Below are 14,766 nucleotides of genomic sequence, written 5' to 3'. Positions count from 1 at the left end.
CCGGGAGTTATTCATGACGCAAACGCGCAGCCAGTGGGGATCGCGCCTCGGCTTCATCATGGCGGCCGCCGGCTCGGCCGTCGGCCTCGGCAATATCTGGAAATTCCCGTACATGACGGGTGAAAACGGCGGCGGCGCGTTCCTTGTCCTGTACATGATATGCATCGTCGTCTTCGGGCTGTCGCTGGTCATCGCCGAACTCTTGATCGGACGCATGGCCCAGAAGACGCCCGTGGCCGCGTTTCGTGAAACGGCCGGTCGCGGCTGGTCGGTCGTCGGCGGGCTGGCCATTCTCACCGCTTTCGTGATCCTGTCGTTCTATATCGTTGTGGCGGGATGGACTCTGGCCTATACGGTCTTCGAGGCCACTGGCTCGCTGTCGACGATGAACAGCGAGGCCCTGTCGGCGACCTTCAAACAGCTCACCGGCAACCCCTGGCAGCCCGTGGGCTACGCCGGGCTGTTCATGCTGGTCTGTGTGGCCGTGGTCATCAGCGGCATCGGTTCGGGCATCGAACGCGCCTCGAAGCTGCTCATGCCGATCCTGTTCGTGTTGCTGGTGGTTCTGGTTGTGCGCGCCGTCACGTTGCCCGGCGCCCAGGCCGGCATCGCGTTCTTCATCGTCCCGGATTTCTCGAAGGTGACCAGCGACACGGTGGTCGCGGCGATCGGGCAGGCGTTCTTCTCCCTGTCGCTCGGCATGGGGGCAATGGTGACCTACGGCTCCTATCTGTCTCGCGAACGCAATCTGCCCGTCGATGCCCTGGCCGTCGTCGGGCTGGATACATTGATCGCCGTACTGGCCGGTTTCATGGTGCTGCCGGCGATGTTCGCGGCCGGGCTCGAGCCGGGTGACGGTGGCGCCGGGACAACCTTTTTGGTGCTGCCAGCCGTGTTCGAGGCCATGCCGGCCGGCAGCCTGTTCGGCTTCGTCTTCTTCGTCCTGCTCGCGGTCGCGGCTCTGACATCGGCGATCTCGCTGCTCGAGGCGGTCGTGTGTTATCTGACCGACGAATTCCGGATCGGACGCGTCGCTGCCACCGTCGGCACCGCCGTGGCCTGTCTGCTGCTCGCCATCCCCTCGTCGCTCTCGTTCGGCCCGCTGGCCAAGCACACGCTGTTCGGCCAGAAATTCTTCGACCTGCTCGACTACGTCACGACATGGATCGCCCTACCCGTCGGCGGCATTTTGACCGCACTTTGCGTCGGCTGGGTGCTCGGCCCGCGAGCGGTCACGGCCTTGACCAATCAGGGGCGGCTCGCCGCGCCCTGGGCCGGTGTCTGGCTGTTCGTATTGCGCTTCATCGCGCCGGTCGGCATCGGCTGGATTCTAATTCAGGGGCTGATCAAGTAGCGTGGCGGATCAGGGGTCATTGATGTGTTATCCAAGCGCCGCGTTAGGGAACCTCTGATCTATTCATCTACGGTCGCGCCGGTGTCTTTTGCGCGCGTCTGACAAGACGCCGCGAGCGCCGTTTGCTGAATGCAAATGAGCGAGCGGCAACGCCGCTCAGGCGCGCGCAAAAGCCCGGCCGCTAAGCGGTTTGGCCCAAAAGGCCGCGCTACGGCGTTGCATGGCTGGATCATAGAGTGGCTATGACGCGGCGCCATGCGCCTTGTATCGTGGCCTTTTGGGACTCAAACGCGACCGTGGATGAATAGATCAGAGGTTCCTTAGAATCCGCCGATCGGGGATTGCACGGCACGAGTCGTCGCGACGCGCCATTCGCCGAATTCGCATGGGCGATTCGAGCCCTCGTGCCGAGCGCCGTCTTGCGGCAATCCAGCGCCTGGCGCGAACTCGCCGGGCACATCAACAGGCCTTGGGGTCGCAGGTACGCGTAGCGTCGGGGGAAACAGCATGGAAACATTCACGCAGGCATTGTCGACGGTTTCGGACTGGGTCTGGGGGCCGGTCGTGCTGGCCCTGTTGCTCGGCACGGGGCTCTATCTCACGCTCGGGCTGCGCGGCATGCCGCAGCGCAAGCTCGGTTACGGTTTCGCAATGCTGTTCTCCGGTCGGCGGACCACGAACGAACCGGGCGATATCACCCCGTTTCAGGCGCTGGCCACGGCACTTTCCGCGACCGTCGGCACGGGCAACATCGCGGGCGTGGCCACCGCCATCCATCTGGGAGGGCCGGGCGCGATCTTCTGGATGTGGATCACTGCGCTGGTCGGCATGGCCACCAAGTACGGCGAAGCCGTGCTCGCGGTCAATTATCGTGAGACCAATCGTCACGGCGATCACGTCGGCGGCCCGATGTACTACATCGCGAACGGACTCGGCCGCTCCTGGCGCTGGCTGGCCCTGCTGTTCGCCCTGTTCGCCACGGTCGCGGCCTTCGGCATCGGCAACATGGTGCAGTCGAACTCGGTCTCGCAGGTGCTCTCCGAAAGTCGTTTCGCCGTTCCAACCTGGATCACCGGCCTGGTGTTGGCCGCCGGGGTCGCCATCGTCGTGCTCGGCGGCGTACGGCGTCTGGCCCGTGTGACCGAAAAACTCGTGCCGTTCATGGCCGTGGTCTACGTCATTGGCGCGCTGGCCGTGCTCGCACTCAATGCGGGCGCGGTTCCGGGGGCGCTGGTCTTGATCTGCCAGGATGCCTTCACCGGCAGTGCAGCCACCGGCGGCTTCGCGGGTGCCGGCATTCTCATGGCAATCCGCTATGGTGTCGCGCGCGGCATCTTCTCGAACGAAGCCGGCCTCGGCAGCGCGCCGATCGCGCATGCGGCCGCGCGTACCAACAGCCCGGTACGCCAGGGCGTCGTGGCCATGCTCGGCACCTTCATCGACACCATCATCGTCTGCACGTTGACCGCCCTCGTGATCGTGGCGACCGGCACCTGGTCGCAGGATCAGACCGGGGCCGCCCTGTCGGCAACCGCCTTCACCCAGGGCATGCCCGGCCCCGGCGGCCTGATCGTCTCCTTCGGGCTCGTGATCTTCGCCTTCTCCACCATGCTGGCCTGGAGCTATTACGGCGAGCGCACCGCGGAATATCTGTTCGGCAGCCGTATCATCACGCCCTATCGCGTGATCTGGGTGGTCGCGATCTTCGCCGGCGCAGTGATCAAGCTCGATGTCGTCTGGCTGATCGCCGATATCATGAATGCGCTGATGGCGATCCCGAACCTCATCGCGCTGCTCCTGCTCTCGCCGGTGATCTTCCGGCTGACGCGTCGCTATTTCGATTCCCGATAAGTACGGCCCGGACGATATGTTCACACGCGGCCACCGGTCCCGATCGACCGGCGGCCGTATCGGCGCGCCGTCGATTTCGGATAGAATGGCCGCATTGAAAATACGAAAAAGATAGCAAGAGACTATTAATGAGTCGCGATGATACTGCGCCGATCGGCGTGCTGTTCACCAACCTCGGCAGTCCGGACGACACGTCGGTAGCCGCGGTTCGACGCTATCTCCGGGAGTTCCTGTCCGATCCGCGGGTGATCGATCTCAACCGGGCCTTGTGGCTGCCCATTCTCTACGGCGTCATTCTGACCACGCGCCCTCGCAACTCCGCCGAGGGCTATGCCTCGGTCTGGATGGATGAGGGATCGCCGCTGCTCATCTATGCACGCCATCAGGTCGCGGGCATCCAGGCGCGTCTGGATGCCGAACTCGAGACGCCCGTCCAGGTCGCACTCGGCATGCGCTACGGCAACCCCTCGATCGAGGCCGGTCTCGAGGAACTGCACGCGGCCGGCTGCAAACGTGTCCTCGTGTTTCCGGCGTATCCGCAGTATTCGGCGACCACCGTCGCCACCACCTTCGACAAGGTCAGCGAGGTGCTCGAGGACTGGCCGGAACCGCCTCAGCTGCGCCAGATCAATCGCTACCACGACGATCCGCGCTACATCGATGCCCTGGCCGCCTCGGTACGCGAGCACTGGGCCACGCACGGACGAGCCGACAAGCTCGTCATGAGCTTCCACGGCATTCCCAAACGCTACGTCAAGCAGGGCGATCCTTATCCGCGCGATTGTGGCGAGACCGCCCGGCTGCTTGCCGAGGCGCTCGGCCTGACACGCAACGATTACAAGGTCTGTTTCCAGAGCCGTTTCGGCCGCGAGCCCTGGCTCCAGCCGTATCTCGACGAAACCATGAAGGCGTGGGGAGCGGCCGGCGAGATCAAGACCGTCGACGTGATGTGCCCCGGTTTCTCCTCGGACTGTCTCGAGACGCTCGAGGAGATCAAGGAAGAGAACCGTGACTATTTCGAGAGCAACGGCGGCAAGGCATTGCGCTATATCCCGGCCCTCAACGACCGCGCCGACCACGTCGACATGTTCACGCAGCTGATTCGCCAGGAACTGGCCGGCTGGATCACCCCGAAGCCGTCGGCGCCGGCATCCGCCGGCTGATCGGAGACCCCATGGATACGCTGCTCTCGTTCGCGCTCGATTACGGGTTGTTCCTCGCCAAGACGGTGACCCTCGTGGTCGCCGTGGCGCTTGTGGTGATGATCCTCGGCTCGAGCATCGTGGCCGCACGCCGCGAAAAACAGCGCCGCCTCAAGATCGAGCGCGTCAACGAGCGTCTGACCCGCATGGGCGATGTGCTCTCCGATGCCATGGAATCGAAAAGCCAGGCCAAGGCCCGCGCGAAGAAACGCAAGGCCGAGGCCAAGGCCCGTGCCAAGGCCAAGGGCGATGCAGCCCGACCGGCACGGCTGTTCGTGCTGGATTTCGACGGCGACATCCGGGCCTCCGCGGTCGACAATCTGCGCCATGCCATCAATGCCCTGCTGCAGGTGGTCGACACAGAGGACGAAGTGCTGCTTCGCCTGGAATCTGGCGGCGGTCTCGTCCACAGCTACGGGCTGGCCGCCTCGCAGCTGGAGCGTCTCAAGACGGCCGGCGTGCGTCTGACCGTGTCGGTCGATCAGATCGCCGCCAGCGGCGGCTACATGATGGCCTGTGTAGCCGATCGCATCGTGGCTGCCCCTTTCGCTATCGTCGGCTCCATCGGCGTCGTGGCCCAGGTGCCGAATTTCCATCGCTGGCTCGACGAGCGACACATCGACTACGAACTGCACACCGCCGGCGACTACAAGCGTACGCTGACCCTGTTCGGCGAGAACACCGACGCCGGACGCGATAAGTTCCGAGCCGAGCTGGAGAACACCCACGGTCTGTTCAAGACATTCGTCGGTACGCATCGGCCGCAACTGGACATCGACGCCGTGGCCACCGGCGAACACTGGTACGGCCGCGAGGCGCTGGCGCGCGATCTGGTCGACGACATCGCCACCAGCGACGACCTGATGCTGACCGCCGCTCGGGAGCATCGCGATGTATATGCCATCAGCATGCCGCGTGCAACCGGTCTGCTCGCCCGGCTCGCCGGCCAGGGCAGTCGCGCGCTCTCGCGTCTCTGGCACGACCATACGGTCGCTCGACCGCGCGCCCAGGACCCGCATGTCTGATTTGGCTCATACATGAAACTCGCGCGGCTTTCCGTGGTCTGAACGTCGGGGACACCGGCGGCTGCCGGTTCGACACGCAAGATCGACGAGTAACGTACTTATGAGACAACTGGCGTCGACGCGCTATCGCGTCTTTTTCCTGCTGATTCTGGCGCTGCTGGGCACGAGCGCACAGGCATCGATACCGAGCGGCATGCTCTCCGGCGACAACCCGTCGCTGGCACCGATGCTCGACAAGACACTGCCTGCGGTGGTCAACGTGGTGGTCACCGGCAAGGCTCAGGCTGCGCCGAGCAACCCGCTGTTCAACGATCCGTTCTTCCGGCAGTTCTTCAACGCACCGCAGCAGCAGCAACAGCAGCAGCCGCAGATGGCGCATCCGACCGCCACCGGCTCGGGCGTGATCATCAACGCCGGCAAGGGCTATATCGTCACCAACTATCACGTGGTGCACGACGCCGAAAAGATCGAAGTGCGGCTCAACGACAACCGCCAGTTCAAGGCCAAGGTCGTGGGCACCGATCCCGAGACCGATCTTGCGGTCATCCAGATCAAGGCCGATGATCTGACGCAGTTGCAGCTGGCCAACTCCGATGATCTGCGCGTCGGTGATTTCGTGGTCGCCGTGGGCAATCCGTTCGGACTGCGCCAGACCGTGACCTCGGGCATCGTCTCGGGTCTCGGGCGCCACATCGGCAGCCCCGCCGACGGTCAGGGCAGCCGCTATCAGAACTTCATCCAGACCGACGCCTCGATCAATCCCGGCAACTCGGGTGGCGCCCTGCTCAACCTGAAGGGCAAGCTCGTCGGTATCAACAGCGAAATCCTGTCCCAGAGCGGCGGCAACATCGGCATCGGCTTCGCGATTCCCGCGAACCTGGTCAAGTCGGTCGCCGATCAGCTGATCAAGAACGGCAAGGTCAAGCGCGGCATGCTTGGCGTCGTCGGGCAGAACCTGACCCCTGATCTGGCCAAGGCCTTCAAGCTCGACGTCGATCAGGGGGTGGTGATCGCTCAGGTCATGCCGGACTCGCCCGCCGCCAAGGCCGGCATCAAGGAGCGTGACGTGGTCACCCAGGTCAACGGCAAGGAAATCGACAATTTCTCCGATCTGCAGAACGCGATCGGGCTTCGCTCGCCGGGCGACAAGGTTCAGATCACGCTGTTGCGCGATGGCAAGAAGCAGCAGGTCGAAGCCACGCTCAGCAACGCCTCGAGCATGACCGGTGCCGGCGATGCGACCACCGGCGGTGCGCTGACCGAAGGTCTGGCCGGTGCCCAGTTCGGCCCGATCAGTCAGGACAATCCGCTGGCTGGCCAGGTCAAGGGCGTGCAGGTCACGGGCGTGCAACGCGGCAGCCCCGCGGCACAGGCCGGTCTGCGCCCGGGCGACGTGATCACGTCGGTCAACCGTCAGCAGATCACCAACGTCTCGCAGCTCCACAAGCTGGCCGGGCCGGACGTCAAGCAGGTGCTGCTGCACGTACGCCGCGGTCAGGGAGCGCTGTTCCTGCTCATCGAGTAGAACACGCGCGGACGTGACTGACACGACGAGCCCGATCGCAGGGCTCGTTCGTCGGACCCCATCGACAGATGTCTGCGGTGGGGTCTTTTTTTGTCTACCATGCGTGGTTTACGACGGCGCACCGGGCACAGGCATCCACCGTCGGCCGATCATCGTGCGAGACCCCCATGAGCCAATTCGATCTCGGAGAATTCGAAGCCCAGATCCATGCCCTGCTGGCGGCCCACGAGCAGCTCAAGCATGACTACGAGACCCTGCGCGCGGCACACGAATCCGAGACACGGCGCAATCGCGAAATCCGGGATCAGCTCGGCCAGGTCATCGACAGGATTCGCGCTCTGGAGGCCCAAGCAGGTAACGTCTAGCCTAGGACCTGTTGATTTTTCGTGTAAGTCCGCGCCAAGCGCTTCCTGAATTGGGCGATGGGCGGCAAGAAGAGGCCTGGCACGCGCTGCGCAGTCATGCGGCGCCCGCGTGCTGGAAGGCTGGCTTGCCGTCGTATCTTGGATTGGGGGACGCTTGTCCTGAAGGGTTGGGTCATGAATCCTGCCCGGCGGCGTTGCGGGTCTGGATCGTGGCACGCCACGATGTGGCGAATCACGCCTTTCAGGGGGCACGGCGGACGCTCGACGAAAGTGCTCGGACAAAACATCAACAGGCCCTAGGACGAGACAATCGCGTTTTCGGCGGGCGGGGACATTCATGGCCGGCGACAAGAAATCCACCACAGCACTGACGATCCGCATTCTCGGGCGCGACTATCCGGTTGCCTGCCCCGACGGCGAGCGCGAATCACTGCTGCGCTCGGCCGAATACCTGTCCAAGCGCATGGCCGCGATTCAACGCAGCGGCAAGACACTGGGCACCGAACGGATCGCGATCATGGCCGCTCTGAACATCTCGCGCGAGCTGCTGGATCTGCAGAGCCAGGTCGAACGGCGCGCTGCCGGCCTCGGCGGCAGCGACGAGGAGATGCGCGAACGGCTCGCCCAGCTGCAACTGCGCATCGAATCCGCGCTCGACGACGAATCATAGCGCCGCGCGATGTGAATTCATTGCGCCTGGCTATTTGTCAGCCCGAAGGCACCGTCGTACCATACACAGGCCGGCATTCCTGCAGTGTTCGACGGTCTCCCGGTTCCCCTTGAGCCTAATTACCTAACCAGGGGCGGGAACCGGCGCAGGTGAGTAGGCCCGCCACCGAGCGGGAAACCTAATGTGTCGAGAAACGCCCCACTTGAGCGCTTGTCTCAAGGATAGTGGACGACTGACGGCACAGGCGGGAATGCCGGTCTCCTTTTTTTGCCAGGTTGTCCGTGTGTCATGACGACAACAGTCGCCGACCAGCGCCGGATGGCCCTGTCCGCTCGACGCCGCCTGCCTGAAGGCGTGCGAAAAGCGGCCGCGCACCGCGCCTGTCGTCGCTTGAGCCGGCTTCCGGTGGTGCGTCGTGCGCGCCGTATCGGTATCTATCATCCGCTGGCCAGCGAGATCGATATCACGCGCCTCGTTCATCTCCTGCCATCGGCTGCGCATATCTATTATCCGCGCGTCGAGGACAGCCGGCTGCGTTTCGTGGCACCGACATCACGCGGCCACACGACCTGGCGGACCAGCGCGCTGGGCGTCGCCGAGCCGAACGGCCGGTCGTATCATGTGGCCACACTCGATGTGTTGATCATGCCGCTGGCCGGTTTCGATGCGCGGGCGGCACGTATCGGGCTCGGCGGTGGCTATTACGACCGCACCCTGGCCGCGCTGCGGGCAACCGCGTATCGCGGGCCAATGCGCATCGGTTTCGCATTCGAAGCCCAGCGCCTGGCCCACATCGAGGCACGGCCGTGGGATGTGCCACTGGATGCCGTGGTCACCGAACGACGCGTGTATCGGCCGGCAACGCGTTAGACTGGCGACATCATTCGGCAACAAAAGAAATCGAGCCCGCGATGCGTTACTGGCTGATGAAATCCGAGCCCGACGAGTTCAGCATCACCGATCTGCAGAATCGCGCGAACCAGACCGAAGGCTGGGACGGCGTGCGAAACTACCAGGCTCGCAACTTCATGCGTGACGGCATGTCGGAAGGCGATCTCGCCTTCTTCTATCACTCCAACACCAAAGTGCCGGGCGTCGTCGGCATCATGCGCATCTCGCGCGAGGGTTACCCGGACGATACGGCTTTCGACCCGAAGGATCCGCACTACGATCCGAAATCCGACCCGGACAAACCCCGCTGGTACCGCGTCGACGTGACCTTCGAACGCGAGCTCGCACGCGTGATTCCGCTGTCGGAGATCAAGGACCACGCCGAGGCGCTCGACGGTCTGCCGCTGGTGCGCAAGGGCAACCGGCTGTCCGTGATGCCGATCGACAAGCCCCACTGGGATTTCATCCTCGACATGGAGCATGCCGAGACCGAATAGAACACGCCTCGCCGGCGAGATGAAAGCGCCCTCGCCGGCGGCCTCTTGCCTTACCCGCCGTCCATCATGACGGCATCGATGCGAGAGGTGACCGCGTCGACGGGAATCAGGGCCATGACACCCGCGTCGTCCTCGATCCGCGTGCCCCACTTGAGGGTATCCGGCGTGGCATCGCGATAACTCGCCGCGGCCTGCGCGAAATAGTCCACGCACTGCCCGCGCGAGCGATAGGGCCCGCTGCGGCGCGGATCGGTCGCCGCATGCAGGGCGATGGTGGTGATCGCGGTCGCGTTGGCCATATGGGCCGGGCCCGAATCCGGGGTCAGCAGCATGCGCCCGTGCTCAAGCAGCGCAATCAACTGTTTCAGGCTGCTCCGGCCCACGAGGTCGGTGAGTTCGTATGCTGCCGCCGCCCGGATGGCATCGGCCATCGCGCGTTCTTCGGTACTCGGCCCGCCGACGAGCACGACGCGCATGGCATGACGTTTTACGGCATGGTCGGCCGCGGCGGCATATCGTGCGGGCTGCCAGTTCCGGCGACTATGACTGGAACAGGGGCTGATGAACAGGATCGGGCGCGTATCGGCCGCACCCGACGCGTCCAGCAAGACGGCCGCGGCCTGCCGATCCGCGTCGGCCACTGGCACACGCCAGTCGAAGACCGGCTGCCCCGCCCCGATCGCCGCTGCGAACGCCAGGAAACCGTCGACCACATGACGGCTGGCCACGGCCGCGATGCGTTCATTGACGAATAGGCGCTGCCCGTCCCGGGCCCGACGCGCATCGAATCCGATACGCCGGCCTGCCTTGATATGGCGACTGATCATGTTCGCGCGCCAGCTCGCGTGCATGTCGAGTAACACATCAAAGTCGCGCCGGGCCAGCGCGCGACGCAGATCGCGCCGCGCCGCCCGTCCGCGGTGCTTGTCGTAGACCAGACATTCCACGCCCGGCAGATCCGCGACCAACCCGGCCTCCGCGCGGTTGATCACCCAGGTGATCTCGATATCCGGGCGCGCCGCCTGCAGCGTGTGCACGACCGGCACGACGTTGGCGCAATCACCGAGTGCGGAAAGCCGCAGCAGACAGACCCGTCGCGGCACCGCGACGGCATCCACCGTGTCGCGCCGTGGGGGCTCGCTCACGATAACGCGTTCGGGTCGTCGTCGGCCTCGCCGTCTTCCATCGATTGCGGCGCCGAATCATGACTCGGCGCCGGATCGGCGTTGTACTCGGCCTCGATGAAGATCCGTTTGACCGTCGGGCACTGCTGCTTGATGCGATGATCCATGTCGGCGATCGCATCCTGAAGCTCGGTGCCGGACAACCCGTTCTTGAAACGCAGGCTGATATTGGCCAGCACGAATTCCGGCCCGATATGCATGGTCGGCACCTCGTTGACCTTGGCCACCGACGGATGGGCGCCGACGATCTTGCGGATCTCTTCGACAACGTACTGGTTGGCGGCCTCGCCGATCAGCAGGCCCTTGGTCTCGATCGCGAGCCAGACCGAGGAGAACGCCAGAATGCAGCCGATCGCGATCGAAGCGATGCCATCGAAGATCTCGATGCCGGTCAGCTGGACCAGTGCGAGCCCGAGGATCGCCAACACCAGACCCGCGATCGCGGCCGTGTCCTCGAACAGAATCAGGAACTTGTTCGGGTCCTTGCCACGTCGTACGGTCTCCAGGACTCCCCAGCTGCCCTTGATGCGACGGAACTCCTTGGCCGCGATCAACCAGCTCGTGCCTTCGAAACAGATCGCCAGCCCGAGAACGATGTAGTTGACCAGCGGATGATCGATCGGGTGTGGGTGGAGAATCTTCTCCACGCCCTCGAAGATCGAGATACCGGCGCCGAGCGTGAACAACAGCACGGCGACCATGAAGCTCCAGAAATAGATCTCCTTGCCGTAGCCGAACGGGAATTTCTCGTCCGGCGGCTTGCGGGCGCGACGCATGCCCAGCAGCAGCAGCCCCTGGTTGCCGGTGTCGATCACCGAGTGAATGCCCTCGGCGAGCATCGCCGTCGAGCCGGTGAAGGCCGAGGCAACGAATTTGGAAACCGCGATCAGGCCGTTGCCGCCCATCGCCGCCAGGATTACGAACTTCGAATTGGAATCGGACATCGGACTTGCTCGGCTCGGTGTCACCGGCCGAGCGAATCGGCCGGCCTGCGCCATACAGGCGGCGAAATGCGCTCAGTCTACACAACGTCGGCGCTTGGCAACCGCACCCGCTTTCGAAGACGCCGTGCGATGCATAACGCGTCTACGGCGCCTTGAGAAACCGTTGATAAACCGGGTTGTCGGTTTCTTCGGCGTATTCGTAGCCGATGGCATCGAGGGCCGCGCGGCAGGCCTGGCGATCGGCATCGCTGACCTGCATGCCGAGCAGGACAAGGCCGTGCGCATGGCCGTGATTACGGTAATGGAACAACGAGATGTTCCAGCGATCGCCCATCGATTGCAGGAACTTCAGCAACGCGCCCGGCCGTTCGGGGAACTGAACGCGATAGAGCACCTCCGTACCGACGCCGCGCGCTCGGCCGCCGACCATGTGCCGCACGTGGAGCTTGGCCATCTCGTTGCGCGACATATCAAGTACATCGTAATCGGCGTCGCGCAGGTCGGCGATGAGCGCGTCGCGCTCGGCCGTGCCGTTGGCCAGCTTGATACCGCAGAACACCTGGGCCTCGCTGTCATCGGCATAACGATAATTGAACTCGGAGATCGGTCGATCGCCGACGATGTGACAGAACTTCAAGAACGAGCCGGGACGCTCCGGGATGGTCACGGCCAGCAGCGCTTCCCGGTGCTCGCCGAGCTCGGCGCGCTCGGCGATGTACGACAGACGATCGAAATTGACGTTCGCCCCGGACGTCACCGCGATCAGATGCTCGTCGCGGATGCCCGTTTCCTGCGCATATTTCTTGGCGCCGGCCACGGCCAGGGCGCCCGCCGGCTCGGTCAACGCGCGCGTGTCTTCGTAGATGTCGCGCGTGGCCGCGCACAGCTCGTCGATCGATACCGTCATCATCGCATCGACGTGTCGCTGGCAGACCCGGAACGTCTCGTCGCCGACGCGCTTGACGGCCACGCCGTCGGCAAACAGGCCGACTTCCGGCAGCGTGACCTGCTCACCGGCCGCCAGTGCCGCGCCCATGCTCGCCGCATCCTCCGGCTCGACGCCGATGACCCGGATCCCCGGGCGCACCGATTTCAGATAGGCCGAAATACCGGCCAGCATGCCGCCGCCGCCCACGCAGACGAAGACAGCGTGGATATCGCCCGGATGCTGGCGCACCATTTCCATGCCGATCGTGCCCTGACCGGCAATGACGTCCGGGTCGTCGAAAGGGTGGATATAGACCAGACCGTCGCGTGCCATCAGCTCGCTCGCATGCGCGGCCGCCTCGTCGTAGCCGTCGCCGTGCAGCACCACTTCGCCGCCAAAACCGGCCACGGCACGCACCTTGATCGCCGGCGTGGTGCGCGGCATCACGATCACCGCGCGGATGCCCAGATGACGACCGGACAAGGCCACGCCCTGTGCATGGTTGCCGGCCGAGGCGCAGATCACGCCCCGTGCCTTTTCCTCGGCCGAGAGATTCGCGATCTTGTTATAGGCGCCGCGCAGCTTGAACGAATGCACGGGCTGCATGTCCTCGCGCTTCAGGAAGATCGAATTGCCGATCCGCGAAGACAGCTGCGGCGCGGCCATCAGCGGTGTTTCGATCGCGACATCGTAGACCCGCGCGGCATTGATCCGCTTGAGATAATCGGCGTCGCCCACGTCCACCGCGGGGGCGCCGCCGCCCTCGGCGATCTGCTTCAGATTCTGGCTATTCATCGCGCGGCTCGTTGCGAAAAACGACTCATGCTAAACCGTCGCCCTGCCGAGAGCCACAGCACGGCTCGCCCGTGGCCATTGCATGTCTTATGATGGCGCCCTTTGCCGAGCGAAAGGCCATGAGCACACGTATCGCATTTCTGGGCGGCGGCAACATGGCGGCCAGCCTTGTCTCCGGCCTGCGGAGCGCGGGCTGGGCCGGCGACGATATCGTCGTGATCGATCGCAACGCCGACAAGTGCGCGGCACTGGCCGATCGCCACGGTGTGACCACGGCATCGCACGTCGATGCAGCCGATCTGGCGGTCGACGCCGTGGTGCTCGCCGTCAAACCACAGGTCATGCAGGCTGCGGTGGCCGATCTCGTACAGGCTCTGGGCCCACGGCGTCCGTTGATGTTGTCCATTGCCGCCGGTATCCCGTTGGCGGCCCTGCAGCGCTGGCTGGGCGGTGATTTCGCCTGCGTACGCACGATGCCCAACACGCCGTCGCTGCTCGGCATCGGCGCGACCGGGCTCTATGCGGACGATAGCGTCACGTCCGAACAGCGCGAGCTGGCCGATGCTGTCATGGCCACGGCCGGCATCAACGCCTGGGTGGACACCGAGGATAGAATCGATGCGGTGATCGCGACCTCGGGCAGCGGACCGGCGTACTACTTCGCGTTCATGGAAGCGATGATCGACGGCGCCACCGAGCTTGGCCTGACGCCCGAGGATGCCAGGCGCCTCGTGCTGCAGACCGCGCTCGGCGCCGCGCGCATGGCGCATGAGTCGGGCGACGACCCGGCCACGCTGCGGGCCAAGGTGACTTCCAAGGGCGGCACGACCGCCGAAGCGCTCGCCCACTTTGCCGAGGGTGATCTGAACGGGCTGGTGCGCGGGGCGATGCGCGCGGCGGCCGAACGGGCGGACGTTCTGGCAGGCAAACTGTCGAAAGACGACAGCGAATCCGACGACCAAGCTTCAACATGATCTCGAACACGAACCAAGCGCTGCTGTTTCTCGTCGATACGGTCCTGTCGCTTTACATCCTCGTCGTGCTGCTGCGGGTGGTCCTGCAGCTCGTCCACGCCGACTTCCGCAATCCGGTATCGCAGTTCGTCTGGCAGACGACCCGCACACCGGTCAATCTGCTGCGCAACGTGGTCCCACGCTGGCGCAATCTGGACGTGCCCGCGCTGCTGTTCGCCTTCATCCTCTGTTATCTGCTGATCCAGATCGATCTTGCGCTCGGCGCACCGGGTTTCGGTCCGCAGTTCATTCCGGCCGTGGCCTGGGCGATCCTCAAGGGCGCAACGCTGGTCTGCAATCTGTATTTCTTCACCATCATCGTGCAGGCCGTGATGTCCTGGATCTCGCCCAACCAGTACACGCCGGCCACCGCGATCCTGTTCACCATCAATGAGCCGCTGCTGCGGCCGATCCGGCGCATCGTGCCCACCATCAGCGGCATCGATCTGTCGCCGCTGGTCGCGATCATCGGCCTGCAGCTCATCTCGCGCCTGCTGCCGCTGCCGGGCCTGTTCCGGTAAC

Annotated in this window: 14 protein-coding genes and 1 other RNA gene; 12 read left to right on the top strand and 3 right to left on the bottom strand. The window is 64.5% G+C overall.

Going from position 1 to position 14,766, the window contains the following annotated elements; translation table 11 throughout:
- The first annotated feature begins 13 nt into the window (after positions 1–13).
- The 10 genes from D3260_RS02585 to D3260_RS02540 all read left to right on the top strand — a co-directional run bounded on the left by D3260_RS02585 (position 14) and on the right by D3260_RS02540 (position 9,380).
- The gene (locus D3260_RS02585; protein WP_120097003.1) at positions 14–1,354 is read left to right on the top strand and encodes a sodium-dependent transporter; all 1,341 of its coding nucleotides are present in this window, start codon (positions 14–16) and stop codon (positions 1,352–1,354) included.
- Positions 1,355–1,861: 507 nt separating this feature from the next.
- Positions 1,862–3,205: a sodium:alanine symporter family protein gene (locus D3260_RS02580; RefSeq protein ID WP_120097002.1), complete on the top strand. Its 1,344-nt coding sequence runs from the start codon at positions 1,862–1,864 to the stop codon at positions 3,203–3,205.
- A gap of 128 nt (positions 3,206–3,333) precedes the next feature.
- The gene (gene hemH / locus D3260_RS02575) at positions 3,334–4,368 is read left to right on the top strand and encodes a ferrochelatase (RefSeq protein WP_120097001.1); all 1,035 of its coding nucleotides are present in this window, start codon (positions 3,334–3,336) and stop codon (positions 4,366–4,368) included.
- 11 nt (positions 4,369–4,379) lie between these two features.
- Positions 4,380–5,432, top strand: coding sequence for a protease SohB (sohB, locus tag D3260_RS02570; protein ID WP_120097000.1), 1,053 nt, complete (start codon positions 4,380–4,382; stop codon positions 5,430–5,432).
- Positions 5,433–5,532: 100 nt separating this feature from the next.
- Complete coding sequence (locus D3260_RS02565; protein WP_120096999.1) at positions 5,533–6,957, top strand: DegQ family serine endoprotease; 1,425 nt, start codon at positions 5,533–5,535, stop codon at positions 6,955–6,957.
- A 167-nt stretch (positions 6,958–7,124) separates the two neighbouring features.
- Positions 7,125–7,322: a hypothetical protein gene (locus D3260_RS02560; RefSeq protein ID WP_120096998.1), complete on the top strand. Its 198-nt coding sequence runs from the start codon at positions 7,125–7,127 to the stop codon at positions 7,320–7,322.
- A 337-nt stretch (positions 7,323–7,659) separates the two neighbouring features.
- The gene (locus D3260_RS02555; protein ID WP_120096997.1) at positions 7,660–7,992 is read left to right on the top strand and encodes a cell division protein ZapA; all 333 of its coding nucleotides are present in this window, start codon (positions 7,660–7,662) and stop codon (positions 7,990–7,992) included.
- Positions 7,993–8,065: 73 nt separating this feature from the next.
- A non-coding RNA gene (gene ssrS, locus D3260_RS02550) (6S RNA) lies at positions 8,066–8,247 on the top strand.
- Positions 8,248–8,280: 33 nt separating this feature from the next.
- Positions 8,281–8,862, top strand: a complete 582-nt coding sequence (locus D3260_RS02545; protein WP_120096996.1) for a 5-formyltetrahydrofolate cyclo-ligase — start codon at positions 8,281–8,283, stop codon at positions 8,860–8,862.
- Positions 8,863–8,903: 41 nt separating this feature from the next.
- Positions 8,904–9,380 carry an EVE domain-containing protein gene (locus D3260_RS02540; protein WP_120096995.1) on the top strand — a complete coding sequence of 159 codons (477 nt, stop codon included), beginning with the start codon at positions 8,904–8,906 and terminating at the stop codon, positions 9,378–9,380.
- Positions 9,381–9,430: 50 nt separating this feature from the next.
- Here D3260_RS02540 and D3260_RS02535 read toward each other — a convergent pair whose 3' ends face one another.
- The 3 genes from D3260_RS02535 to ilvA form a co-directional block, all read right to left on the bottom strand.
- Entirely contained in the window at positions 9,431–10,525 is a 1,095-nt protein-coding gene (locus tag D3260_RS02535; RefSeq protein ID WP_120096994.1) for a glycosyltransferase family 9 protein, read from the bottom strand.
- Positions 10,522–11,508 carry a cation diffusion facilitator family transporter gene (locus D3260_RS02530; protein WP_120096993.1) on the bottom strand — a complete coding sequence of 329 codons (987 nt, stop codon included), beginning with the start codon at positions 11,506–11,508 and terminating at the stop codon, positions 10,522–10,524. The genes D3260_RS02535 and D3260_RS02530 overlap by 4 nt, the downstream gene beginning before the upstream one ends.
- 142 nt (positions 11,509–11,650) lie before the next feature.
- Positions 11,651–13,174, bottom strand: coding sequence for a threonine ammonia-lyase, biosynthetic (gene ilvA, locus D3260_RS02525; RefSeq protein WP_120097228.1), 1,524 nt, complete (start codon positions 13,172–13,174; stop codon positions 11,651–11,653).
- A 176-nt stretch (positions 13,175–13,350) separates the two neighbouring features.
- Between ilvA and proC the strand changes: the two genes are divergently transcribed.
- Positions 13,351–14,205: a pyrroline-5-carboxylate reductase gene (gene proC, locus D3260_RS02520; RefSeq protein ID WP_120097227.1), complete on the top strand. Its 855-nt coding sequence runs from the start codon at positions 13,351–13,353 to the stop codon at positions 14,203–14,205.
- Positions 14,202–14,765 carry a YggT family protein gene (locus D3260_RS02515; protein WP_120096992.1) on the top strand — a complete coding sequence of 188 codons (564 nt, stop codon included), beginning with the start codon at positions 14,202–14,204 and terminating at the stop codon, positions 14,763–14,765. The genes proC and D3260_RS02515 overlap by 4 nt, the downstream gene beginning before the upstream one ends.
- Position 14,766 lies beyond the last annotated feature (1 nt).

It is taken from the genome of Salinisphaera sp. Q1T1-3, assembly GCF_003602005.1.
In the GTDB taxonomy this organism is placed as follows: Bacteria; Pseudomonadota; Gammaproteobacteria; order Nevskiales; family Salinisphaeraceae; genus Salinisphaera.
This window is presented reverse-complemented; position numbering and strand designations above follow the sequence as displayed.